This window comes from Draconibacterium sp. IB214405 (assembly GCF_033963885.1).
In the GTDB taxonomy this organism is placed as follows: domain Bacteria; phylum Bacteroidota; class Bacteroidia; order Bacteroidales; family Prolixibacteraceae; genus Draconibacterium.
Map to the genome: position 1 here is coordinate 414,191 of NZ_JAXBMA010000001.1, position 26,364 is coordinate 440,554.

The 26,364-nt window shown below is 37.8% G+C and carries 23 protein-coding genes; 14 read left to right on the forward strand and 9 right to left on the reverse strand.

Annotated features, from left to right (window positions below):
* The first annotated feature begins 34 nt into the window (after positions 1-34).
* The 7 genes from SLH46_RS01310 (at position 35) to rsgA (ending at position 8,068) form a co-directional block, all read left to right on the forward strand.
* A complete protein-coding gene (locus SLH46_RS01310; protein ID WP_320279330.1) occupies positions 35-1,078 on the forward strand; it encodes a FecR family protein in 1,044 nt (347 codons plus the stop codon).
* A gap of 12 nt (positions 1,079-1,090) precedes the next feature.
* Positions 1,091-2,659, forward strand: coding sequence for an aspartyl protease family protein (locus SLH46_RS01315; protein ID WP_320279331.1), 1,569 nt, complete (start codon positions 1,091-1,093; stop codon positions 2,657-2,659).
* On the forward strand, positions 2,659-4,179 hold the full coding sequence (locus SLH46_RS01320; RefSeq protein WP_320279332.1) for an STN and carboxypeptidase regulatory-like domain-containing protein: 1,521 nt from the start codon (positions 2,659-2,661) through the stop codon (positions 4,177-4,179). Before SLH46_RS01315 ends, SLH46_RS01320 begins: the two co-directional genes overlap by 1 nt.
* Before the next feature lie 55 nt (positions 4,180-4,234).
* Positions 4,235-4,579, forward strand: coding sequence for a 30S ribosome-binding factor RbfA (gene rbfA / locus SLH46_RS01325; protein ID WP_320279333.1), 345 nt, complete (start codon positions 4,235-4,237; stop codon positions 4,577-4,579).
* Between the two features lie 38 nt (positions 4,580-4,617).
* Positions 4,618-5,850: an ABC transporter permease gene (locus SLH46_RS01330; protein WP_320279334.1), complete on the forward strand. Its 1,233-nt coding sequence runs from the start codon at positions 4,618-4,620 to the stop codon at positions 5,848-5,850.
* A 91-nt stretch (positions 5,851-5,941) separates the two neighbouring features.
* Positions 5,942-6,970, forward strand: a complete 1,029-nt coding sequence (gene tdh / locus SLH46_RS01335; protein WP_320279335.1) for an L-threonine 3-dehydrogenase — start codon at positions 5,942-5,944, stop codon at positions 6,968-6,970.
* 147 nt (positions 6,971-7,117) lie between these two features.
* Positions 7,118-8,068, forward strand: a complete 951-nt coding sequence (gene rsgA, locus SLH46_RS01340) for a ribosome small subunit-dependent GTPase A (protein WP_320279336.1) — start codon at positions 7,118-7,120, stop codon at positions 8,066-8,068.
* Between the two features lie 139 nt (positions 8,069-8,207).
* Here rsgA and mnmA read toward each other — a convergent pair whose 3' ends face one another.
* The 7 genes from mnmA to SLH46_RS01375 all read right to left on the reverse strand — a co-directional run bounded on the left by mnmA (position 8,208) and on the right by SLH46_RS01375 (position 17,712).
* The gene (mnmA, locus tag SLH46_RS01345) at positions 8,208-9,257 is read right to left on the reverse strand and encodes a tRNA 2-thiouridine(34) synthase MnmA (protein WP_320279337.1); all 1,050 of its coding nucleotides are present in this window, start codon (positions 9,255-9,257) and stop codon (positions 8,208-8,210) included.
* 71 nt (positions 9,258-9,328) lie between these two features.
* Positions 9,329-11,164, reverse strand: a complete 1,836-nt coding sequence (gene uvrC, locus SLH46_RS01350) for an excinuclease ABC subunit UvrC (protein WP_320279338.1) — start codon at positions 11,162-11,164, stop codon at positions 9,329-9,331.
* The gene (locus SLH46_RS01355; protein ID WP_320279339.1) at positions 11,165-11,686 is read right to left on the reverse strand and encodes an adenine phosphoribosyltransferase; all 522 of its coding nucleotides are present in this window, start codon (positions 11,684-11,686) and stop codon (positions 11,165-11,167) included.
* A 27-nt stretch (positions 11,687-11,713) separates the two neighbouring features.
* On the reverse strand, positions 11,714-13,594 hold the full coding sequence (mnmG, locus tag SLH46_RS01360; RefSeq protein ID WP_320279340.1) for a tRNA uridine-5-carboxymethylaminomethyl(34) synthesis enzyme MnmG: 1,881 nt from the start codon (positions 13,592-13,594) through the stop codon (positions 11,714-11,716).
* A complete protein-coding gene (gene ybeY, locus SLH46_RS01365) occupies positions 13,591-14,028 on the reverse strand; it encodes an rRNA maturation RNase YbeY (RefSeq protein ID WP_320279341.1) in 438 nt (145 codons plus the stop codon). Before ybeY ends, mnmG begins: the two co-directional genes overlap by 4 nt.
* On the reverse strand, positions 14,025-14,405 hold the full coding sequence (locus SLH46_RS01370; protein ID WP_320279342.1) for an ATP-binding protein: 381 nt from the start codon (positions 14,403-14,405) through the stop codon (positions 14,025-14,027). Before SLH46_RS01370 ends, ybeY begins: the two co-directional genes overlap by 4 nt.
* A gap of 19 nt (positions 14,406-14,424) precedes the next feature.
* Positions 14,425-17,712: a DUF4175 family protein gene (locus SLH46_RS01375; RefSeq protein ID WP_320279343.1), complete on the reverse strand. Its 3,288-nt coding sequence runs from the start codon at positions 17,710-17,712 to the stop codon at positions 14,425-14,427.
* A gap of 438 nt (positions 17,713-18,150) precedes the next feature.
* Between SLH46_RS01375 and SLH46_RS01380 the strand changes: the two genes are divergently transcribed.
* Both SLH46_RS01380 and ruvB read left to right on the forward strand, forming a co-directional pair.
* A complete protein-coding gene (locus SLH46_RS01380) occupies positions 18,151-18,525 on the forward strand; it encodes a response regulator (protein WP_320279344.1) in 375 nt (124 codons plus the stop codon).
* 9 nt (positions 18,526-18,534) lie between these two features.
* Entirely contained in the window at positions 18,535-19,557 is a 1,023-nt protein-coding gene (gene ruvB, locus SLH46_RS01385; protein ID WP_320279345.1) for a Holliday junction branch migration DNA helicase RuvB, read from the forward strand.
* A 117-nt stretch (positions 19,558-19,674) separates the two neighbouring features.
* Here ruvB and SLH46_RS01390 read toward each other — a convergent pair whose 3' ends face one another.
* Entirely contained in the window at positions 19,675-20,748 is a 1,074-nt protein-coding gene (locus SLH46_RS01390) for a glutaminyl-peptide cyclotransferase (protein WP_320279346.1), read from the reverse strand.
* A gap of 102 nt (positions 20,749-20,850) precedes the next feature.
* Here SLH46_RS01390 and SLH46_RS01395 point away from each other — a divergent pair, with 102 nt between their 5' ends.
* From SLH46_RS01395 to SLH46_RS01410, 4 genes are all read left to right on the forward strand, one after another.
* On the forward strand, positions 20,851-22,335 hold the full coding sequence (locus SLH46_RS01395; RefSeq protein ID WP_320279347.1) for an oligosaccharide flippase family protein: 1,485 nt from the start codon (positions 20,851-20,853) through the stop codon (positions 22,333-22,335).
* A gap of 112 nt (positions 22,336-22,447) precedes the next feature.
* On the forward strand, positions 22,448-22,897 hold the full coding sequence (gene rpiB / locus SLH46_RS01400) for a ribose 5-phosphate isomerase B (RefSeq protein ID WP_320279348.1): 450 nt from the start codon (positions 22,448-22,450) through the stop codon (positions 22,895-22,897).
* Between the two features lie 3 nt (positions 22,898-22,900).
* On the forward strand, positions 22,901-24,268 hold the full coding sequence (locus SLH46_RS01405; protein WP_320279349.1) for a lactate utilization protein B: 1,368 nt from the start codon (positions 22,901-22,903) through the stop codon (positions 24,266-24,268).
* 5 nt (positions 24,269-24,273) lie between these two features.
* Positions 24,274-24,717: an RrF2 family transcriptional regulator gene (locus tag SLH46_RS01410; protein ID WP_320279350.1), complete on the forward strand. Its 444-nt coding sequence runs from the start codon at positions 24,274-24,276 to the stop codon at positions 24,715-24,717.
* 37 nt (positions 24,718-24,754) lie between these two features.
* Here SLH46_RS01410 and SLH46_RS01415 read toward each other — a convergent pair whose 3' ends face one another.
* Entirely contained in the window at positions 24,755-25,132 is a 378-nt protein-coding gene (locus SLH46_RS01415; protein WP_320279351.1) for a VanZ family protein, read from the reverse strand.
* 101 nt (positions 25,133-25,233) lie between these two features.
* Between SLH46_RS01415 and hemW the strand changes: the two genes are divergently transcribed.
* Positions 25,234-26,361: a radical SAM family heme chaperone HemW gene (hemW, locus tag SLH46_RS01420; RefSeq protein ID WP_320279352.1), complete on the forward strand. Its 1,128-nt coding sequence runs from the start codon at positions 25,234-25,236 to the stop codon at positions 26,359-26,361.
* Positions 26,362-26,364: the final 3 nt, after the last annotated feature.

Here is a 26,364-nt window from a genome sequence, read left to right on the forward strand (position 1 = left end):
AGTTGTGCATTGTCATTAAAACGAGATGGGAAAAATGGAGAACATAGAAAAATTTGATTGGGAACTGGTTACCAAGTATTTGAACAAGGAAACCAATTCGCAGGAAAATGAAGAGGTGGAGACCTGGTTGAGTCAAGCCGACAAAAACCGGGAAGAGTTTGAGCAATACAAAAAAATGCTCAATAAAGTAGATTCGTTTTACCAGGCTAAAAAATTCGATAACGAAGCAGCCTGGAATTATGTTCATGCACAATTAAACCCTGCTAAAGTTCGATCTATTCAGCTTCAAAAAACAAGAAAGGAGGTTATTGCACAATTCTACAAATATGCTGCAATAGTTATCATCGCACTTTTATTGGGTTCAGTTACATACTACCTTGGTTTCCGCAATCCGGACAGGGCATATTACAGCGAAGTTATTTCGGCCGAAAATCAGGTGCTGAACGAATATGTTTTACCCGATGGGTCGGTGGTTACTTTAAACAACAATTCGAAACTGCTGTTTCCGAAAAAGTTTAAAGGCGACACCCGCGAAGTTACCATCATTGGCGAAGCATTTTTCGATGTTCAGCGTAATCCTGAAAAACCGTTTGTAATAAATGCCGGCTCTGCACAGGTTAAAGTTTTAGGTACCTCTTTTAACGTGAGTGCATACCCGGGAGCAGAAACCGTTGAAGTTATTGTTAAAACCGGTAAAGTACAGGTTATCAACAATAACGCTACTACTGAAAAAGGAAATGAGGAAGTATTTTTAACACCGGGAGAAAAAGGAACGCTGGTTGTTTCTAACAGCCACATCACAAAAACCATGAACAGCGATCCGAATTTCCTTTCGTGGAAAACACACGACCTCGTTTTTAACACTGTTCCGTTAAACCAAGTGGTTGAATGCCTTGAAAAAGCTTACCACATTGATATTGACGTGATGGAACCAGAACTTAACGACCTTTTATACGAAGGTCATTTCGATCAGAAACCGGTAGATTTTGTTTTAGATGTAATTCGGCTCACATTTGATTTGGAATTATCGGTTGACGGAAAACATTACACTTTAACGAGCCGTACAAACAAACAGTAAAGCTTTAAAGTCATGAAACCAATAAAATGGAATAAAATAAAACTTATCGTCCTAATGGCATTGCTGGCTTTGTTAGTGGTACCTAACACCGGTTTTGCCCAGGATAAAAAAAGCCAGGCGCTCGATCAAAACATCAGTATTTATGCTGAAGATGAGTCGCTTACAGATGTAATTGAAAAAATCTGTAAATACCTGGATATCGACTACTCGTACAACGCAGAAATGGTTGCCGATAAAAAAGTCAGTTTAAATATTTCGAACAAACCTTTGAAATATGTGCTCGATAAACTGATGAAGGACTTCTATCTGCTATTTGAAATTGAAGACGACCTGCTGGTAGTGCGCGATTACGTACCCATCGAAAAAAGTATGGAATACGAAAACGCTACGCAGCAATTTGCAAGTACCAACCGAGGTTTTTTGTTTGATGATCCGCGGAGTAAACACATCACCATAAAATTTAAATCGGCAAGTAACTTAATTATTATTCCGGTTACTATAAATGGTTCCGACACGCTGAATTTTATTCTCGACACAGGCGTTCGTTACCCTATTATTACCGAGCTTCCGTTTATTAACAAGCTGAATTTGAACTACATGATGCCGGTTAAGGTTAAAGGACTGGGCGAAGGAGAATCGCTGACGGCTTATCGTTCGGGAAACAACATGATGCAAATCGACGGGTTAACAGCACGTAACCAGGAAGTGCAGATGATTATCGACGAAAACTTCCAGATTTCGCATATGCTGGGTATTCCTGTTCACGGATTAATCGGTTTTAACCTATTTAAAGACTACGTGGTGAAAGTTGATTACCTGGATGAGAAACTGACCTTGTATAAGCCTGAATATTTCAAATATCGCGACAAAAGCAAAGACATTATTATGCCTTTACATTTCGATGGAAATAAACCGTTTGTTCGCACAACAATTGTTACCGACGAAATGAAAGAGGTTCCTGTAAAATTGTTGGTTGACACCGGTGCCAGCGATGCACTTTGGTTATCAGAAAAATCAGACGAGCGTATTAATTTGCCTCAAGACCATGTTGAAACATTCCTTGGCCGCGGTTTAAACGGCGACCTTTACGGAACAAAAGGACGTATCGATGCCATTTGGGTAGGACCACTGTTATTAACCAAACCAATTGTGGCCTTTCCTGATTCCGATCACATCGATAGTCTTATTTCGCAAAACGACAGAAACGGAACAATTGGCGCCGAAATACTGCGCCGCTTTTATGTTACCATTGATTACAGAAACAGTAGGCTAACCCTGCGCCCGAACCATAAAATTAAAGAGGACTTTAATTACAACATGAGTGGTATGGAAATTACCAACCCAATGCCAGGATTGCCTATTTTTACCATCGCTAATATTCGCGAAAACTCACCTGCTGCTTTGGCCGGTCTGCAAACAAACGATCAGATTTTAACCATAAACAGCAGTAACCACACCTCTTTAGAATTAAACGATATAAACCTGTTGCTTCAGAGCAAGGAAAACAAAAAAATTAAACTAAAAGTATTACGAAACGGAGAAGAGTTTAAAACTTCTTTTGAGCTGAAAAAGATGTTTTAATGAAACAAGTTAAACAACTGATCATATTATTAACCATCCTGTTGCTTTCTTTTGTTACAAAGGGCCAGCAACAGGATGGCTCTGTTTTCGAGCGTCGCATAAGTATCCACCAAACCGATCAAACGCTTGAGTTAATTTTAGAACAGATCAGTTGGCAGGCCAACGTTTTTTTTTCATACGATGCCACCATTATCGATCCGGAAGAAAAAGCCACTATTTCGGCGCAAAACAAGTCCCTTTATACCGTTCTTAATGAACTGCTCGATACAACAAGCTATCGTTTCAGCGAACGGCAGAACCAGGTAATAATTACCCAAAAATCAGCGGAACAAAACCTGGTTTCAGCACGTGATACCATTCCTGTAAAATTCTTTTTTCTGTCGGGCAGATTAATTGAGGAGCGTAAAGGTAAAGCCATTCAGTATGCCTCGGTTTCAATATTGAATAAACCTGTGGGCACGATTAGCAACTCCGATGGCGAATTTCTGCTAAAAGTCCACCCGGCAGCCATCCGCGACACTGTTGTAATTTCCTGTATGGGTTACGAGCAAAAACGAATGCCCGCTTTTCAGTTGCTCGATGAAGATCTTTTTATTCTCGAAACGACTTCAATCCGCATAAAAGAAGTAAAAGTTACCGCAATTACTCCCGAAAAACTTTTGATGAATATGCGGGCGAATTACGAAAAAAATTATACTCCTTCCATCAAATTAATGACGGCTTTTTATCGTGAAACTGTTAAACAGGATAATAATTATATAAGTGTTTCGGAGGCCGTAATGGAAATTTTAAAAGCGCCATATATTCGTACAATACGCAGCGATTTGGTTCGCTTGTTAAAAGGACGAAAGAGCCGCGATGTTCAACCTTTTAAATGGCTGAATTTTAAACTCATGGGGGGTCCGTTCACCATTACCGAACTGGATGCCGTTAAAACCGTTGAAACCTTTATTAATCCTGAATACGAAAAGCTGTATTCGTACCAGATAAGCGATGTAATTTGGTATGAAAACGAGCCTGTTTATGTGGTTAAATTCGAACCGCAGGCCGGTGAGTTTTATCCTCCGTTTGAAGGAGAAATGTATGTTCACCGTGAAACATTCGCACTCGTTCATGCCAATTATCATTTAAATAAGGCGGGATTAAAACAGGCCGAGGAGATTATGATTAAAAAGAAACCTAAAAAAGTAATTGCCCGGCCAACTTATGTACATTACCAGGTGAGTTACCGGCAGTACCAGGGAAAGTGGCACCTGGCATCGGCACAGGCATCGGTAAAGTTTAAAGTTCGCAGCAAAAGAGACCGCATAAATTCAGAGTTTCACAGCGTTTCCGACCTCTTGATAACCAATATTGAACCAACCGAATTAAAACGTTTTGACAAAGACGAACGTTTTGACCGGAATGATATTTTTGTGGAGGTACTGGGAAGCTACGACGAACATTTCTGGGAAAACTACAACATAATAAAACCCAACGAAAGCCTGCGAAACGCCTTTAAAAAATCGCTGTTTAATTGATTTCTGCTACTATTCCAAGGTTTTTGCGTAATTTTGTGGCTTATAATCAGTAACAATGGAACAATACAGCACAAGACAGAATAAAATTTCCAGGCTCATTCAGCGCGAAATGGCCGATATCCTTTTAAAATTAAACAAAGAACGTTTTCCGGGTAAACTGGTTAGCGTTACTGTGGTTCGTGTAACCAAAGACCTTGGGATCGCACGTATTCACCTTAGTATTTTCCCGTCGGAATTCGCGACCAGCATTTTAGAAGAAATCAAACTTCATAGCAAACAACTGCGTGGCGAACTGGGCCGAAAAACAGGAAAAAGCCTGCGTGTAATTCCTGATCTGGAATTCTACCTGGATGACAGCCTCGATTATATCGACAATATCGATCAGTTGCTGAAAAAATAGTTTCCAAAACTTTTCGTTTTCAAACAAAACAACAACGTTTGAACTTACCATTTTTCATAGCGAAACGATACCTGTTCTCGAAAAAGAAACAAAATATTATTAACATAATATCGTGGATTTCGATGGCCGGAATTGTCGTAGGTACAATGGCCATTATTATTATTGTTTCGGTGTTAAATGGTTTTACCGATCTGATCGGGATGTTTTACAGCGATTTTGATCCCGACATTAAAATAGTATCGGTTGAAGGAAAGATGTTTAATCCGGAAAGCATTGATATTGAGCAAATAAAATCAATGCCCGATGTGGTTTCGTATGCCGAAGTAGTGGAAGAAGTAGCCTTATTGCGCTACGGAAAACGTCAGTATGCGGCAACAATTAAAGGTGTTCCTGAAAACTATCCGGATTATACCAATATTGATAAATTGTTGATTGAAGGCGAATATTACCTCAATAAAGACGGCATTGATTATGCTGTGGTTGGTCGCGGTATTGCCAATAATCTTGGCGTGGGCATTTCATTTCTCGATCCGCTGCATGTTTATGTGCCTAAAAAAGGTAAACAGGTTTCGTTAAATCCGTCTCGGGTGTTTAACCACGATTACCTTTTTCCTTCGGCAGTATTTGCTGTTCTTGAGGATGTTGACAGCAAATATATGCTGGTATCGAAAGAATTTGCCACCCAGCTTTTCGACAGCGGAAACACCATTTCAGCCATTGAACTAGACATTGCTGATGGGGCAAATATCGACGTGATCCAGGATAAACTGGAAGAAATTGTTGGCGATACGTTCCACGTGAAAAATAAAGAACAGCAACACGACCTGGTTTTTAAAACCATGAAATCGGAAAAATGGGCCGTTTATTTTATCCTCGTTTTTATTCTTTTGCTGGCTTCCGGAAATATGATCGGCAACCTTACCATGCTTTATATCGATAAAAAAGAGGACATTTCAATTCTCGATAGTATGGGTCTTCCGATAAAACAAATCAACCGTATTTTTGTTTTCGAAGGTTGGTTGATCTCGTTGGTAGGAGGCATTATTGGTACCATTTTGGGCGTATTTGTTTGCTGGCTTCAAATTACTTTCGAGTTAATAAAATTGCCCGGAGCGGGTGGTTCTTTTGTCATTTCAGCCTACCCGGTTCACATCATATTTACCGACATTGTTTTGGCATTCACTGCTGTTTTAATTATCGGGTTTATTGCCTCATGGTATCCCGTTAAATTCATGTCCAACAAACACTTATCTTCTTCGAACATCGCTTAATTGATGAATTTTCAAAACTGACTTTACTTAGATTTTCAGCCATATTTTTGTTTTAACTTGCACCAGATAATATCTAACAAGTTGAATGTAAATGAAAGCAATTGTAAAAAGTAAACCTGAAAAAGGCATTTGGATGGAAGACGTGCCAATGCCAACCGTCAGACCTAATGATATTTTATTAAAAGTAAAAAAAGCTGCAATTTGCGGCACCGATTTACACATTTACAAATGGGATGAATGGGCGCAGCAAACCATTAAAACCCCGGTTACTATCGGGCACGAATATATGGGTACCGTTGTTGAAGTGGGATCGGAAGTTGACAGCGTAAAAGTTGGTGAGCGTGTTACCGTTGAAGGCCATATTTCTTGTGGATTCTGCCGCAACTGCAGACGCGGTCGTCAGCACATTTGCGACAACACTGTTGGAATTGGTGTAAACCGCGACGGTGGTTTTGCGGAATATATTTCTGTACCTGCCAAAAACGTTTTGCACATCGATCCCCGAATTTCGGACGAAATGATGGCGATTATGGATCCACTTGGAAATGCAACTCACACCGCTTTATCTTTCCCGTTGTTGGGCGAAGATGTGTTAATTACCGGAATTGGCGGACCGATTGGAGCTATGGCTGCAGCCATCTGTAAATTCGCCGGAGCACGTAATATTATTGGTACCGATTTAAGTAAATACCGCCGCGATCTGGCCCGAAAAATGGGCGCTACACGTGTTATCGATCCTACAAAAGAAAGCATTAAAGAAGCCATGGAAGTGCATCACATGGTTAGCGGTTTTGATATTGGTTTAGAATGCTCCGGATCGCCGGTTGCTTTTAACGACATGGTAAACCACATGTACAACGGCGGAAAAATAAGTCTGCTCGGATTGTTGCCTGAACGTACCCAGATAAACTGGAGTAAGCTTATTTTTAAAGGGTTAACACTTAAAGGAATTTATGGCCGCGAAATGTACGAAACCTGGTACCACATGGAAATGATGCTTACCACAGGCCTTGATATTTCGCCAATAATCACCCATCGTTTTAAAGCCGATGAATACCAAAAAGCTTTTGAAATTATGGAGTCTGGTGAATGTGGAAAGATCATATTAGACTGGGAATAAAAACCACTACATAAAAAAAGAAAGCATCAAATTTCGTTACCGGGATTTGGTGCTTTTTTATTTGTTCCACGTGAAAAAAATGTTTGGCGCCTCGGTAAATTTCCTGATAAACAGTAGAAAAACTACCTTTGCAGAAAATAATAGAACTTGAAAGAAGGATTAGTAATAAAATCGACCGGCAGCTGGTATACCGTGGAGGATGAAAACGGAAATACCTACGAATGCAAAATAAAGGGCAAATTCCGCATAAAAGGAATTAAGAATACAAACCCGGTTACCGTAGGCGATCGGGTGGGATTTACGCTTCAAAATGTGTCTGCTGATGAAAATATAGCGCAGGTTGGTTTGATTACGAAGATAAACGAGCGCAAAAACTACATCATTCGCCGTTCTATCAATCTTTCAAAACAGGCGCATATTATTGCCGCCAACATCGACCAGGCTGTGCTGGTTGTTACCATGCAATACCCGGTCACTACAACAACTTTTATCGATCGCTACCTGGCATCAGCCGAGGCCTACCGTATACCGGTTCTAATCGTTTTTAACAAGATTGACCGCTATAATGAGGACGAAACTGAGGAAATGGACCTGCTGACTCAGATCTATCAAAATATCGGCTATAAATGCCTTAAAACGTCTGCAAAGGAGGGTATTGGTATTGATGAACTAAAAGCAGCGTTAAAAGACAAAACCAACGTTATAAACGGCCATAGCGGCGTTGGAAAATCAACACTCATCAACCTTATTCAACCAGGATTGAATCTGAAAACAATGGAGATTTCCGATTCGCACAAAACCGGAAAACACACCACTACATATTCTCAATTGTTTAAACTTAACTTTGGCGGATACATCATTGATACTCCTGGGATAAAAGCTTTTGGCGTTTTGGAAATGGAACCCTGGGAGATCTCTCATTATTTTGTTGAGATATTTAAATTTTCGGAGAACTGTCAATACAACAATTGTTCGCACACCCACGAACCTGGTTGTGCAGTGAAAGAGGCAGTTGAAAAATACCAGATCTCCCCTTCCCGATTCAGAAGTTATCTTGGATTATTGGAACCCGATGACAAACATCGTCCGGCATTTTAATTTTTAAAAAGTTCTCGCAGATTTCGCGAATTATCGCAGATTGATTTTTTACTATTCTCTTCAGAACATCATTAATATTTTTTTGAAATAAGTTCTATGAGAAGAATTATATCAAAATTGAGAATTTTATAGATTATTTCTATTCTGCTGATTTTATAAATCCTCCACCCACTAATCTGTCATTGTGATAAAAAACGGCCGTTTGTCCGGGTGCAATCATCGCCTCAGGCTGTAATAATTCGACCTCAGCCTCAGTATCGTTTAAAATATGCAAACTACAGAGGGTTTCCTGAAGCCTGTAACGCACCTTAACAATCAGTTGAACACCACTATCAACAATCTCATTATCAATTATATAATAATTTTCAATACGTAGTTTTGAACGGTACAAATCGTCGTATTTGGTCAACACTATTTCATTGTCATCTAGACGAAATTCGGACACAAAAAGGGGAAAATTCAGATTTAGCCCCAATCCTCGACGTTGTCCGATAGTATAATTGAATATTCCACTATGTTCACCCAAAATGTTCCCATTTTCATCGACAAAATTTCCGGGTTCCGATTTTATACCTCTCTTTTTTAAAAAATGTCGGTAATCATTTCCCTCGATAAAACATATTCCCAGGCTATCTTTTTTCTTTGCAAGTGTAACATAACCTCTTTCATTGGCCAGGTTTCTTATCTCGGTTTTTTCGAAATTCCCTAGAGGAAAAATTAACTTATCTACAATTTCGCGCGGCAAACCCCATAGAAAAAACGACTGATCTTTCTCCGGATCATCACCTTGAAACAAGTATTTCTTACCGTTATACAAACCTGTTTTTACGTAATGACCTGTAGCAATAGAATCGCAATTATTTGCAATAGCATATTTATTTAGGTAGTTAAACTTCAGGTTTGGATTACAATATGCACAGGGAAATGGAGTCCGACCATTTTGGTATTCGTCAATAAAATATTTGATTACATATTCCTCAAATTCTTTTCGTAAATCAACTGTGAGGTGTTGAATATTTAAGGAGTCTGCCAACGCCACTGCATCCTTTAAAAAGTGATGATTTTGTTCATCCGATCCACTAAAAAGAAATGTAATACCGATTACTTTATACCCCTGCTCCTTTAACAACATAGCCGAAACAGAACTATCAATTCCTCCGCTCATTCCGAGTAAAACCCGTTTATTCATTGTAATGTTATTTACTATTTAGTAGTAATAATTGTGGCACGTTCTTAAGATTTTGAGAAGTGAATTAAACACTAGTCATTCTTTTCATCACTTTGCTTTTGGAAATAATCGAATACAATACGTGCTTTGGCCTTTCCGATTGACCCCTCCAGCGCTTCAATTTTCTGTTGTTTTATCTGCTTCACCGATTTGAAATCCTTTAATAATTTCTCGGTAGTCTTCTCCCCTACTCCATTAATATTCCCCAGCTCAGAAGTAATAAAAGCCTTCGATCTTTTATCTCTGTGAAAAGTAATTCCGAAGCGGTGTGCTTCATCTCTTAAATGCTGAATTACTTTAAGCGTTTCAGAATTTTTATTAATATAAATAGGTACAGAATCTCCGGGAAAATAGATCTCTTCGAGTCGTTTTGCAATACCAATAACAGTTATTTTACCGCGTAATTCCAGCTTATCAATCGACTTCATTGTTGCCGACAACTGACCCTTTCCTCCATCAACAACAATCAATTGCGGCAATGGTTTCTTTTCATCTAAAAGTCGCCTATACCGACGATAAACGATCTCCTCCATCGAGGCAAAATCATTTGGACCTTCAACCGTTTTTACATTAAAATGCCGGTATTCTTTTTTAGCTGGTTTTGCGTCTTTAAACACCACACAAGCAGCCACAGGATTTGTTCCCTGCAGGTTACTGTTATCAAAACACTCAATACGTTCCGGTAATCCCTTTAACTGGAGATCCTTTTTAATGGTATTTAGTATTCGATCAGTTCGTATAGCAGGATTTTTAAGTACTGCCTGCTTGTCCTTTTCAAGGCGGAAATACTTAGCGTTTCGTTTAGACAGATCTAAAAGCTCTTTCTTCTCCCCTCTTTGCGGCACCCTGAAAGTCACATTTTCGATGAAATTTTCGAGTTTAATTGGGACCAAAATTTCACGCGCATTACTAAATATCTTCTGCCTGATCTCTACAATTCCGGCCAGTAAAAGCTCTTCACTTGTTTCATCCAGACCCTTTTTAATCTCTAAAGTAAAGGTTTGAATAATGGCTCCTTTTATAATTTTCAGGTAATTAATAAAGGCAAAATTTTCGTCCTCTTCTATCGAATAAACATCAACATCTGTAATCACCGGCGAAACCACAGTAGACCTGCTTTGATAACGCTTTAACGAATCGTAATTCTCCTTAATAGCAAGTGCTTCTTCGAAGTTTAGATTTGCAGACATTTCTGCCATCATTCCCTCCAAATGTTTTATTACTCCGGAGATATTTCCTTTTAATATATCCGAAATATCCGCAATTCCCTGATCATAGTTCTCTGCTGAAATATGTCCCTCGCATGGTCCTTTACAGTTACCAATATGGTATTCCAAACAAACTTTATACTTTCCTGAAGCAATATTTTCCGGAGTCAAATTATAATTACAGGTACGCAATTTGTACTCCGATTTAAACAAATCGAGCAAAGTTCTGACGGTATAAATAGAGGTGTACGGACCGAAATATTTAGAACCGTCGCGTACCAGATTTCTGGTTTTAAACACACGCGGAAACGGCTCATTTTTTATACAAATCCACGGATAGCTCTTATCGTCTTTTAAGCGGATATTATAGCGTGGCTGGTATTTTTTGATCAGATTGTTTTCCAACAACAAAGCATCCTGTTCGCTTTCTACAACCATGTGCTTTATATCTACAATATTCCGCACCAATAAGGCCGTCTTTCGATGATCGTGATTCTTTGTAAAATACGAAGAAACCCGCTTACGCAGGTCCTTTGCTTTTCCGATATAAATGATGGTATTCGATTGATCGAAATACTGATAAATACCGGGCTTATTTGGCAAGACCGAAATAAGCGATTTTAAATGATCAATATTTTTATTTACCGTTTTATATTTCAATTACTGATATTTTACCAATACCTGTGTTTCGTATTCTTTCAACAAAGCTTTATTAGGTGTGTCGATAAATTCAAGATCGCAAATGAAGCTGAAATAAATATTCTCTACTCCACATTTTTTAGCAAGGTTTAATGCCGCCACAGCAGTTCCACCTGTTGCCAATAAATCATCATGAATCAAAACCACATCATTTTTATCCAATGCGTCGCTATGCATTTCAACGCTATCAACTCCGTATTCCAACTCATACGATTCACTTAAAACAGCACTAGGCAGTTTTCCTTTTTTCCTTACCGGAACAAAACCAGCGTCAAGACGATCTGCAATTGCTCCGCCAAAAACAAAACCCCTGGCTTCCAACCCCACAACCTTCGTAATTCCCTTCTCTTTAAAATTATCCACAATAGTACTTGTAACAAATTTTACCGCTTCCTTATTTTTAAAAAGCGTAGTTACATCTTTAAAACTTATTCCCTCTTTTGGATAATCGGGGATTTCGCGTATTTCTTTCTTTAAATCCATTTTTATAAAATTGTTCCACGTGAAACATTAACGTCCTAACAAAACCAGCAACACGTTTATATCGGCTGGAGAAACGCCTGAAATACGTTTTGCCTGACCAATTGTTTTTGGATTAATTTTTTCCAACTTTTGACGTGCTTCTGTAGATATTGATTTTAACTCGCTATAATTAAATTTATTTTCAATTGCGATATTTTCAAATTTGTCCAACTTTTCAGCGAGTTGTTTTTCTCTATTAATATACCCTTCATACTTTATTGCGATTTCAGCTCCTTCGATAATTTCCAGTTTTCTATCCTCTGGAATCTTCTCCAGAAAGCTTTTAAACGGGGTAATAACTTCGATCAAATCAAATATCGAAATCTGAGGGCGTAAAATAATATCAAATAACTTAACTCCTTGCTTTAACTCAGATGTTCCCTTATCTGTAAGTAACTGATTTACAAAGCGTGGCTTAACAGAGAAGGCCTTCGTAAAATCTAAAATTTCCTGAATTAAGGTTGTTTTTTCTTTCAGTAATACAACACGTTCTAGCGAAGCAAGGCCTAATTTGTGCGATTTTTCAGTTAATCTGATATCGGCATTGTCCTGACGTAACAAAATTCGGAATTCTGCCCTACTCGTAAACATTCGGTACGGTTCATCTACGCCTTTTGTAACAAGATCGTCGATAAGCACACCAATATATGCCTCGTTGCGTTTTAGGACAAATGACTCTTTATTGCCCGCATTTTTTAAGTGGGCATTTATACCGGCCATGATTCCCTGGGCACCCGCTTCCTCATATCCGGTTGTTCCATTTATCTGACCGGCAAAATAGAGATTTTCTATAATCTTTGTTTCAAGCGTATGATTAAGTTGAGTCGGATCGAAATAATCGTATTCAATTGCGTAACCAGGGCGAAATATTTTTGCCTTTTCTAAACCTTCAATCTTATGTAAACCTTTTAACTGAACATCCCATGGAAGAGAAGATGAAAAACCATTCAAATAGTATTCGATCGTATTCTCTCCTTCCGGCTCAAGAAAAAGTTGATGTTTTTCCTTTTCAGCAAAAGTTACTAATTTTGATTCAATACTCGGACAATACCTTGGTCCTGTACTCTGAATAGTTCCATCGAACATTGGTGAGTCTTCAAATCCCTGTTGAAGTTCACTATGTACTTCCGAGCTGGTATGTGTAATCCAGCAGGAACGTTGTTTCAATTTAGTTTCCGTTCCCGGTAAATAGGAAAATTTATAGTGTTCAGTATCACCTTTCTGTTCAGTAAGCTTTGAAAAATCGATTGTTCTACCATCAATACGAACAGGTGTACCGGTTTTCATTCTACCGGTTTTAAAACCTGCACCCAATAACTGTTCAGAAATGTTGTACGAAGCAGCCTCTCCAATACGGCCTCCAGCCATCTTTTCCTGCCCTATATGCATCAAACCGTTTAAAAAGGTACCATTTGTCAAAATAACCGTGTTCGACTCAAATTCAATACCTATTCGCGTTTTAACGCCTTTTACTTTCTTATCTTCTATTAATAATCCTACAACAGCATCTTGCCACAAATCGAGATTATCTGTATTTTCAAGGATATTTCGCCATTCTTCTACAAAACGAAAACGATCGTTTTGAGCCCGCGGACTCCACATTGCTGGTCCTTTCGATTTATTGAGCATACGAAACTGAATAGTAGTTTTATCAGCAATAATTCCTGAATAACCACCTAAAGCATCAATTTCGCGTACAATTTGTCCCTTGGCAATACCTCCCATAGCAGGATTACACGACATTTGACCATACTTTGTCATGTCCATTGTAATCAGCAAGGTTTTCGATCCAAGGTTTGCTGCAGCTGTTGCTGCTTCGCATCCGGCATGTCCTCCCCCAACAACTATTACATCATATTTCTCCATCATACCTTCAGTTCTTTAAAATCAATCTTTGCCAGATAAAACTCTTCCATTTTTGTCATTTCTTCCTGATCTTCATCGGTTTTATCTTTGTATCCTACCAAATGCAGAACACCGTGCAAAACTACTCTATATAACTCTTTTATTTGCAAAGTTTTAAAAGAATCTGCATTTTCATTTATCCGATCGACACTTATAAATAAATCACCCGAAATTACGTCATTATCAACGTAATCAAATGTGATTATATCAGTATAATAATCATGATCTAGATATTGTTTATTCATTTCCAGCAAATAATCATCTGAGCAGAAGATGACATTAATCTCGCCGGTTTCAAATTTCTCATTAGAAATGAGTCCATTTATTTGTGTAACTAAAAAATCCTGGTAAATTGATATCGGTTCGATATCTTCGAAAAAAAACTCTATATTACTCATTCACAGACAATTTCAAATCGTAAGCTGTTTCCTTTATTATTAAAGCTTACATTTTGCGCTATACTTTTTATAATATGTATTCCTCGTCCCGTTTCCTTCAGAATATTATCCTTATGGGTGGGATCAGGAATATTTTCAATGTCAAATCCTTCTCCTTCATCAGTAATCTGCACCATAATTAAATGCCGTTTACAATCCACATTTAATTCCACTTTCTTCTGATGATCTTCCTTATTTCCGTGTACAATTGAATTGGTTACTGCCTCGGAAATGCACAAAAATACAGTATTAAAACATTTTTGAGAAAAATTATGAAAGTCGAATAATTCCTTAATAAACGATTCAACTCTGTTTAGCTCACTACTTACAGAATTCAAGATCAATATGTTAGGTGGTTTACTCTTCACTCTGGTTTTGTATTTTGTTCAAATAGTTTTTGTATTTTTTGTTGTAAAAGTTACTTAATGTATTCGAATTTCTGTTCAAATACTCTATCGAAAAGTTTTCTTTTTCCTTATACTCAAAAAACTTAACAGGGTTACTATAGAAATCATCAGCACTTTCCGATTCGCGCTTATCTTCAAATTCGCGCTCCTTTTCTGCGTTTTCAGCTTCCAGTAAACGTGTGGTTATTAGATTCTGACGAGCAATTGTTTCAGCATTTATCGATTTATTCATCAGCTCCTTACGGTTTTGCTCCAACATCTCATCAATTTTTTTGAAAGTTTCCTTCGCTTCGCTGCCAACAGTGCCATTATTCATTAAATCGCGAAGCATTTGCTGCATCATTTCGTGCTGCATTAAACTCTGCCCCATTTGCTGGCTCATACCCTGCGAATTACCGTTTTTCATTTGTTCAATCATCTTTTGAAGCTGTTGTTTTATACTTTCTGATGATTCCTTCAGATCCTGCATACCACTGCCCATACCTCCGGGATTTTCACATTGCTGGTCGCCGGGTTGTGCATTTGCCTGCTGTTTTTCTAATTGTTCTAGCGATTCGTTTAACATTAAAGCCAGATTATTAGTTGCCGTTACAACAAATTGCTGACTGCTTCTGGCTTGCGGAAATAGTGCTTCTTCAAGCTCCTGACCTGCTTTTGTAAGGTTAATTTCCATATCCACCAATTCGTTATTAATCATACTCGAAATCTGTGGAGTTCGCATAGCCAGTGCATATAATGAGTCGCGAACTATTTTACTCTGGTCTTCTATTTTTTTCTGTTGTTTATTTAATTCAATCAATCTCGGATCTTTTGCACTAATACCTCCAAGTCCGGTTAAAATATCTTCCTGGTTAAACGATAGCAGAATGAGATTACTTAAGATTTGTCGTAAATTTTGAATGTTTTCCTGGTTTTGCTGCATGCTGTTCATATCCAGCATTTGTTGCATGGCAAAGGCAGCATTTTTCATTTGTTCCGAAGTTTTCTGAATACTTTCACTTGACCTTTTACGATTCTTTTTATCCAGATATTCTTTACTCTCTTCGGTGCTTTTATCCATTTCCTTAAACTCCTCGTCAAAATCGTCGAAACCAACAGGTTCCTCTAATTCTTCATTCATCTCTAAAGCCTCTTTTAAGCGCTGTTCAAGGTCTTTTAAGTTCTCCTGATGTTCCTGAACTTTTTCCTTTATTTCTTCGTAGTTTTTGTTTTCGTTTACCTCCTGCGTCATTTTCTCCTCTTCAATGGCCATCTCCTGCATTTCGTCGGTAACTTCCTGTAACTTTTGCTCAACTTTAAACTTCTTTAGCATTTCAAGATTTCTGTCGAGCTGTTTCTTAAGATCGTCCATCGTTACATTCATATCGCGCGATAATTCATTCAACTTTTTACTGTCGAATTCCTCAGCCAGCTTATTGAATTCTTCCATTAATTCACGTAACTCGTCCGTAAAAACTTCCTCAAGTAGCTCTTCTATTTGTTTTTGTTTCTCAACCAACTCCTGCGAATTGTTCTGGTACGAATTGAGGTAGTTATTTAGTTGCTCATTATTCTGTTTTATCTGGTCGTATAACTTTTCGAGTTGATTTTGTTTCTGAACAATATCGTTTACCATTTGCGACTTTTCCCAATCCGAAGTATTGGTATCCATATTTTTAATCTGAAGATTCTGCAGATCTTTCTGGATTTCCTTGGCCAATTGCTGACTTTCGGCGACCATTTTTTCAATGTTTTCGAACTGTTCCTTTTCATTGGCAAGCAGTTCTTGTTTGTCGGGGAAAGTAAAACTATAACTGTTAGAAGTTGTTGTTTTATAACCGTTTATTATATCGTTATCGGATACTGAAAAGTAGTACGAAACAGCTCCACGGTCTTCAATATCATTAAAATCGAAACTGTAATAAAATTCCTGATCGCTTAAGTTTTTCGAAACAGGGAGTGCAATAGTAGTGTCTTCGTTGTTAATATTGTAATGAAATTTAAGGGACGAAAATCCATAATCATCTCCAATTATCCCCTTAAAAAAGAAGCGAGTTAAACGAGTTGAATCTTCAATTCGAAGTACTTCAATATCCGGGTAAATATCGGGAACTACGTCAATGCGGTACGATAAAGCCAGTTCAGGTTCGGTTATTTTATTTCTTATATAAACATTGTAACCGGCAGATTCAAGTAGGCGTTTTTCGATCTCAAAACCGGTTTCAGTACTTTTTGCATCAATTCTAACCGAATCGCTAAACAGCAGATATAAAGAGTCCACGTCGATTCCTTCGAAGTTCCATTTTACTAGTGTTCCACATGGAACCTGCAGATCGCCGATATTATCTAAAAACTGCTTATCAGTCAAAGTGTAAGCCGGTGGATCAGTAGTAACCTGAAATGAATTAATACCTGGTTTTGGCAATAATTGTAAATTATAACTATCTGATTTATAGGTCAAGTCGGTGAAATAAAAACTTACCGGATTAATTACCGAAGCCATTTCAAACTCGTAATTTCCTGTAGTTGTAGTTTTCATCAGGTAATTGTTTCCATCTATATTGATGTATACTATTTGAGGAATCTCCTCTCCTTCGGCCTCAACCTGAATAACAAACGGATCTCCCTTTTTAGCTTTTAACACTTTGTTTTGTAAACTAAATACAAATGGAGCGGGTTTAACAAATTCCTGATTATAATGCACTAATCGGTTTGTTGATTCAGTAAATATATTTTTATTGGAAACAAGAATACCAACACTGACTAAAAAACTAATTATCAAATAGATAGAAATTATTCTAATGTTTTTATATTCAATGGCTTCATTAAAATTAAAAACTTTTAGCTCATCTATTTTCTGATCGATACTGGCTAAAATTAAATCGTTTGAATATTGAGCCTCGTGTGTATCTGCTAATTCTATAATATTTAAAAGCTTGTCTTTTATCTCGGAAAAATGCTTTTGTATTAAAACAGTCGAGGATTTTAAATCGATCGGTTTAAACAAATGCAGCAAACGAAAAAGTGGTAGTAATAAAAACTGAATACTCAGTAAAATACTAAAAATAAGGAAGCCAAAGAATACAATTTTACGGGCTGAAGCCGATAGATAAACGTAGTATTCAACAATTGAAAATACTGTGTATAAAGTAATTAACAGAACTAATACCAGAATTAAACCGCGTGTTAAACGATACAATCCATATTTAAACCTAAAAACATTTAGTTTATTAACAAGTATGTTGAAATTTTCTGTCATTCTGGCTAAAGTTCTTATTTTCCAAACGTTTATTCTTAACCACAATTGTTAATTACTGTGGATAAACCGGTAAAAAAACAAAAGTAAACTTTTATAGTAATTTTTGCATTATTCAAATTTTTCATCATATAAATACGGCTTTCAAAAACCAGCGTTTATTTAACTACTTTTTCATGCCATATTATTCACAGGAAATTCACCTGTTTAAAACGTCAATCAAACTTCTGTTTCCACTATTAACAGTTGTTAAAAACATTTTTTATATACTTACATCAGAACAATTTAAAAGCAGAAATAGTTGTTAAAAAATAACTCACAACGCTGTTTGTTTTATCTTTAAAAAAAATGGCAAATAGAAATTAACAGTTGTCAACAGGATATAATAACTAGTATTAGTTTTTATATTTGTTAGAATTATAAATAATAATAATTAGAAGTTTGGACATCTTACTAGTTGAAGACAATCTATTAAATCAAAAAGTAGTCATATTTAATTTAAAGAAATACAACTACAATGTAACTGCTGTTACCAACGGCCCCGACGCTGTAGAAACGGTAAAACAAAAGCAATTTGATTTAATATTAATGGACATCATGCTGCCCGAAATGGACGGTTATGAAATTACTGAAGCAATTCGCAAGTACGAAAGTGAAAATGGCATAGAAAACCCTGTACCTATTATTGCCATTACAGCCAATACACTTGATAACGATCGCGAGCGTTGTTTTAAAGTTGGTATGAACGAATACTTATCAAAACCCTTTACCGCTATTCAGCTTATCGAAAAAATACGCATCTTTATTCCCGAATAAGATTTATTGATGGAAGAGGGATTAGATATTAGGGGAAATTCATATTCAGAAACCGAGAGAGAACTGGATAAACGTTTACGTCCACTGCAATTCGATGATTTTAGCGGGCAAAAACAAATTGTTGAAAACCTGGAGATATTTGTAAAAGCTGCATTACTCCGGGGCGAAGCACTCGATCATGTTTTATTACACGGACCTCCGGGACTAGGAAAAACTACCTTATCGAATATTATAGCCAACGAACTTGGAGTAGGAATAAAAATTACATCGGGACCGGTTTTGGATAAACCAGGCGATTTGGCCGGTTTATTAACCAACCTGGAAGAAAACGATGTACTTTTTATAGATGAGATTCATCGTTTATCCCCTATTGTTGAGGAATATTTGTATTCGGCCATGGAAGATTTTCGCATCGATATTATGATTGATAAAGGTCCGAGTGCACGTTCTGTTCAAATCGAATTAAATCCGTTTACATTGATCGGAGCTACTACCCGATCCGGCTTATTAACTTCACCGCTTCGTGCGCGTTTTGGTATCAATTCTCATCTGGAGTATTATGATGCCGATATTTTAACGCGAATAGTAAAAAGGTCGGCTGGTATTCTGAATGTGGAGATAAGCGACGAGGCGGCTTCTGAGATAGCTTTCAGAAGCCGTGGAACTCCGCGTATCGTAAATTCATTACTGCGTCGTGTGCGCGATTTTGCACAGGTTAAAGGCGATGGTACTATTAATATGGAGATTACACGCCATGCTTTGGAGGCCTTAAATATTGATAAACACGGACTTGATATAATGGACAACCGGATTTTAGTGTCGATTATCGATAAATTTAAAGGTGGTCCGGTAGGAATTACAACTATTGCAACAGCTGTTGGCGAAGATGCCGGAACTATCGAAGAAGTTTACGAACCATTTCTGATAAAAGAAGGTTTTATAAAACGAACACCACGTGGTAGAGAAGTTACCGAATTGGCTTATAAACATTTAGGGCGTGTTAAATACGGCGATTCCCCCAGCCTGTTTTAGGATTTGAATGATGAATTTCGATTAACTATTTTCGATTGATGATCGGAAAATAAGTACACAATTTCTGTTGAAATATACTTCTAAAATCTTCATTCGTTAATCTACATTCTAAATTCTCTACTTCTCAACAAACTTTACTTCAAACAACATCGGCCAGAGTTTTCCGGTAACAAACATGCGGTCGTTTTCGGCATCGTAGGCAATACCGTTTAGTACGTCAATTCGGTCACTTTCCCGATGATACATATCGATTAAACCTTCCATGTTTATTTCTTCCAAAACTTTACCGCTTGTTGCATCAATTTTAACAATGTAGTTGAAGGTATAAATGTTGGCGTAAATAATTCCATCAATGTATTCCAGCTCATTCAAAACATTCATATTTCCACGGTTATTGGCTACCTGAACTTTTTTAACAATCGAAAAATCATCCGGATTTAACCAGGTTAAAACATTGGTTCCATCGCTCATTATCAAGTTGGTACCGTCGTTAGTTAAACCCCATCCCTGCTCCGATTTAAAGGTAAAACTGTCGATAACAGCAAAAGTTTCCAGATCGTACACAAAACCTTTGTTGGCGCGGTAAGTGAGCTGATATATTTTGTTATTCAATATGGTAATTCCTTCTCCAAAATACTTGTCTTCCATATCGAACGACTGAAGTGGTTTACCGGTTTTGATGTCAACTTTAAGTAATTTAGAGTGCTCTTTTTCACCGGTTCCTTCATACAAAACGCCGTTGTAATATTCGAGTCCCTGTGTGTACGATGTTTTTAAATGCGGATACTTCTCAATAACCTGGTAACTCATTTGTTTTGGAGCAATATCAGACAATACATTCAGCGTTTTTGTTCTTGAATTTTTTAGACCATCTGTTTTTTCGGCATCAACTCTAAAACTCGTGTTTCCTACCTGGTTTAACTCAACACCCTCAATTTCAAATTCAAGTTTATCCGATTCTTTTAAGAGCTCATTTTCATAATAAACTTTTACGGTTTTTAGTTCACCGTCGCGTAACTTGGTTTTAACATTTAATGTTACTTCATTACCAAATGTGTATTGTTGTTTAGCGGGTTTTATATTGATTGTGCTTACCGGTTTTCTTGGTCGTTTGTTCGACTTATTTGAGCACGAAAAAAAACTTACCAGCAAACAAAAAATTACTACTATCGGGAAAAGATTTCGCTTCATTCTACGTTATTTTTGCATTCAAAGATAAAACATATTGTAAAAGGTTGTTTTGCTGAAAAGCATCAAAGCAAATGATTTTATCTTTGCCTAAAATTTCAGGAATTGAATTCTTTTAAAAAATTAGCAAGCGATACAGCTATTTACGGTGTTAGTAGTATTGTCGGCCGCTTTTTAAACTGGTGGCTTGTTCCCTACTACTCGTTTATGTTTTTGCCCGGCGAATACGGCGTGGTAACCAACATGTATGCGTATGTAGCCTTTTTGCTGGTGCTGCTCACTTACGGAATGGAAACCTCGTATTTCAGGTTTGCCTCAAAAAACGACGATCCTGAGAAAGTGTATTCCACATCCATGATCTCGTTGTTTTTTACCACTTTTTCGTTTGTATTGCTGGCTGCTGCTTTCCGGCATCAAATAGCAGGTTTTATTCAGTACCCCGATCATCCGGAATACATTCTGTGGTTTGCCATTATTTTGGGTATCGATGCGTTTACCGCTATTCCGTTTGCACGGCTTCGTTTAAAAAACCGTCCCATAAAATTTGCCTTTATAAAACTGGTAAATATTGCTTTTAATATTGGTTTCAATATATTCTTTATTTCGCTGTGCCCAAGGATTTTAGCTAATAATCCCGATTCGGCAATTTCAATGATTTATTCAGCCGATATTGGTGTTGGTTATGTATTTATTTCCAACTTGTTAGCTTCAATAGTAACCCTGGTTTTATTGATACCTGAGATCTTTAAAATTTCGCTCCGTTTTGATAAACAACTGCTGCAGAAAATGCTGAGTTACGGATTTCCAATCCTTATAGTTGGTTTAACAGGAATGGTGAACCAAAACATCGATAAAGTACTGATACCATTTTTGGTTCCGGAAGATCAGGATCCGATGTTTCAGCTGGGAATTTACGGTGCCAACTACAAACTGGCTGTTCTAATGAACATGTTTATTCAGGCATTTCGATATGCTTTCGAGCCGTTTTTCTTTGCCCGAGAAGGATCAAAAGATGATCCAAAAGTTTACGCTACGGTAATGAAGTATTTTGTGATTTTCGGGCTGTTGATTTTCCTGGGAATGGTGCTTTTTATCGATGTGGTTAAAGTAATTGTCGACAGTAATTATCACGAGGGATTAAAAGTTGTACCGATTGTGCTGATGGCCAATCTTTTTTACGGTATGTATTTCACCCTGTCGTTGTGGTATAAATTAACCGATAAAACACGTTTTGGAGCTTATATGGCGCTAACCGGAGCCGCAATTACAATTCTTTTAAACCTTGCCTTTGTTCCGGTAATGGGTTACATGGGATCGGCCATTGCCGTTTTCTGCTGTTTTTTGGTGATGCTGATTATGTCGTTTGTGCTCGGAAAGAAACATTATCCGGTACCCTACGATTTGAAAAGAATTGGCAGCTACTTTTTGGCCGCTACTGTACTTGTAATTGCGGCACAATTTACACTCGAATTATCACCAATCTTTAAATATTTACTGAATGCTGTTTTAGTTTTCGCTTTCATTTTAGTGGTTTTTAAACTCGAAAAAAATGAACTTAAACGATTTATACCTTTTATAAATAAAGGATAAGTTTCAGATATTCAGTTGTTACCGAGAGTCGTTTTTTTGATGGGTAATAGTTGTATTCAACAATTATTAAGAATAAATGAAATAAATATCAAAAAGTATTAATTTTGTGCAAATGAAGAATTTAGAGGGAAAAGTAATAGCACTTGCAAGCGATCATGCAGGTTTCGCAAAAAAGCAGGTAATCAAAAAATTCTTGAGCGATAACAACATCGCTTTCGACGATTTGGGATCTTACACCGATGAAAGTGTTGATTACCCGGTTTTTGCACACAAAATTGGCGATGCCATCGAAAGTGGAAAATACGAGATTGGCATTAGTTTTTGTGGAAGCGGACAGGGAATAAGCATTGCGGCAAATAAACATCAGGGAGTGCGTTCGGCAGTGTGCTGGAGCCCCGAAATTGCAGCTTTGGCACGTCAGCACAACAACGCAAACATTTGTGCTGTACCAGGTCGTTTTGTAAGCGATGAAGAGGCGATTGCTATCGTAACTACTTTTTTAACTACCGATTTTGAAGGAGGACGTCATGCCCGCAGGGTTGATCTAATTCCGGTAAAATAATAGATGACTACGACTAAAAAAATATTTCTGAAGGATTCAAAAATTGCCTTCGATACCAAACACCGGCAAACGTTGAATTTCAACATTTCGAAATACGACGAGGCGGTGGCTAAAGGCAAACTTCGCTACAGAAATATGGATTTAGCCAAACAACGTGCATCGTATCTCAAGAAAAAGGTTGTTTCCAACCTGGGCGCATATCTCGAAACATTTGAGACTAACGCAAAAAAGAACGGTATTGATGTGGTTTGGGCACGCGACGGAAAAGAAGCTGTAGCCGAAATTGTTTCAATTTTAAAAGAGAACGAGGCTAAACTTTTGGTTAAAAGTAAGTCGATGATCTCGGAAGAAATTGAACTGAATGAAAACCTCGAAAAGGCAGGTTTTGAACCTGTTGAAACCGACTTGGGAGAGTTTATTGTTCAGGTGGCAGGCGAAAAACCATACCACATTTTAACACCGGCAATGCACAAATCGAAAGAAGATGTTGCCGAACTTTTTCATAAAAAATTTGATACGCCTGAAAACGCAACACCAACTGAATTAACCCTGTTTGTGCGGAAAGTGCTGCGGGAAAAATTTACCTCTGCCGAGGTTGGTGTAACAGGTGCCAATTTTTTGGTTGCCGATGTTGGGGGAGTGGCACTTACCGAAAACGAAGGTAACGGATTTATGTCCATCTCGTTTCCGAAAGTGCACATTGTTATTGCCGGAATTGAAAAACTGATTCCATCGGTTAACGATTTGCAATTAATGTTCCCATTATTGTCGGCGCTGGGAACGGGACAACAGGTTACGGTTTATAACTCATTGATTACCGGACCAAAACGTGAAAATGAAACAAACGGGCCGGAAAAAATGGTGGTTGTTTTGCTCGACAATAACCGCACAAAAATTGCCGCCGAACCCAAACATGTCGATGCACTAAAATGTATCCGCTGCGGGGCTTGTTTAAATGCCTGTCCGATTTATAAAAACGTGGGTGGTTACACCTACAATACAACGTACAGCGGGCCGATCGGATCGGTAATCACGCCGTTTATGAAGGGATTTGATAAATACAATCATTTAAGTTTTGCCTGCACGGTTTGTGGTGCCTGCACCGATGTTTGTCCGGTAAAAATTCCTTTACACGATTTGTTATTGCTGAATCGAAAAATTTCGGTGGAGGAGAATCACGAAAATTTATACTGGAACAAAGGAATGAAAGCCTATGAATGGGCTTTTAAAAAGCGTAAAAACCTTGACAAGGTTAATGGTAAAGTGAAAAATACGTTGCTGAAAGCCAACCGAAATGTGTTGGGTAAACAAAAGAAATTTCCTGCTGTTGCAGAAAAATCATACAGTAAAACAATTTTAAATTTAAAGTAGTAGTCATGTTATCAAATACTTGCAAATATGCGCTTAGAGCACTGATTTATCTTGGGAAGTTTTCGAAAGAAGACAAACGAATTGGTATTAAACAGATTTCTGAAGATCTTGGATTATCGTCGCCATTTTTAGGAAAAATTCTGCAAAACCTGGTAAAACAGAAATTGCTTGTTTCAACAAAAGGGCCAAACGGTGGTTTTTCGCTTTCGCGCGATGCTTCTGATATTTCGTTGTGGGATATTGTAACCAAGGTTGACGGCGAAGAATTTTTCACCAACTGTTTAATCAGTCTGGAGCCTTGTAAAACGCACGATCCATCGAAACCACTTTGTCCTGTACATGCTCAGTATGAACGATTGCGCCAGGATATTTCAGGATTTTACAAGCAAACATCGCTGGAAACTGTTGGTAAAGACATCGAAAAATACGAAGACCTCGTAAAACTTTAGTGCAGGGAAAAATACCTGATTACTGACTGAAATGCACTTAAAAAATGCGTTCCAGCCACTTTTTATTTACAAACAGGGCATAAAACATAGTTGCGGCCGATAAACCTGCAACATTGGCCCAAAGGTCGTAAATATCGCTGTGGCGGGTTGGCGAAATTTTATGCTGAACTGATTCCAGTGCGATTGCTGCAACAAGCACAAGCAGGGGAGTCCAGAAATAAAAATTAGGTGTAAATTGTTTCACTGGTCTGAATGATAACAGACAAAGAATGAAAAACATTCCGAAATGAACCATTTTATCAAAATTCGGAATTTGTATAAATGGTTTTGAAGGTAGCTGATTGGCAGGAACAAAAAGCAAATAAATCATTATAAGTAACCAAATTGCAAGTCTCCAGTAAGGTGTAATTTTCATGCGTAATTTTTTAATGTTTTGTTTGGTGCCAACAAAAAACAATAACCTGTTTCTGTGGTTATTATTGTCTGATTACCAAAAAACTGTACTGCTTTAAAATCATGGCTGGTATTTACATTCATATTCCGTTTTGTCGTCAGAAATGTTATTACTGCGACTTTTACAAGACAGTAAACACATCCCTGCAGCTCGATTTTATCAAAGCTTTAAAAAGCGAGGTAAACTTACGTAAAAACTACCTGAACAACGAAAGCATCGAAACCATATATTTTGGCGGAGGAACTCCATCGGTATTAACAGCCTTGCAAGTAGCAGAAATACTGGCGGTAATAAACAATGAATTTATCGTTAACCCGAACGCCGAAATTACACTCGAAGCCAATCCCGACGACCTTACAACAGACTATCTAAAAGGCATAAAACAAGCCGGAATTAATCGTTTAAGTATCGGGATTCAGTCGTTTCAAAACCGGCATCTCGAAAAGATGAATCGTAGGCACGATTCTGCCCAGGCAATTGAAGCTATTGAAAATGCTGCCACCCTGGGTTTTTCAAACTTAAGTGCCGATTTAATTTATGGATTGCCCGATCTCACTCAAAAGGAATGGGAGGAGAGCCTGGATACGATGTTCAGCCTTCCTGTAAAACACCTTTCTGCCTATCACTTAACTTACCACGAAGGAACGCCGTTTTACACCTGGCTGAAAAAGGGAACACTAAAAGAATTGAAGGAAACTGATAGTGTCGATCAGTTTAATACGCTTATCGACCGGGCAGTGGCGAACGGTTACGAGCAGTACGAGATTTCGAACCTGGCAAAAGATCAGCTTTACTCGAAACACAACACTGCGTATTGGATGGGCACAAAATACCTGGGTCTGGGACCATCGGCACATTCGTTCGATGGGAACTCGCGGAGCTGGAACATCTCATCTGTTGAAGCCTATATTAAAGCAATTGCAGGCAAAAATTCGTATTTCGAGGAAGAAGTACTCAGCGAAAAAGACAAGTATAACGAGTACATTTTAACCCGTATTCGTACCAAGTGGGGAGTTTCGGAAGAGGAGATTGAAGAACGGTTCGGTGTTAAAAACGCACAATATTTTTCCGAACAATTATCAAAATATAAAGAAGCGGGTGTGCTTCAAATAAACGATCGGGCTATTACATTAACCCGGAAAGGACTTTTTATTTCCGACGAGATTATGGCCGATTTGATTATTATTTAATTG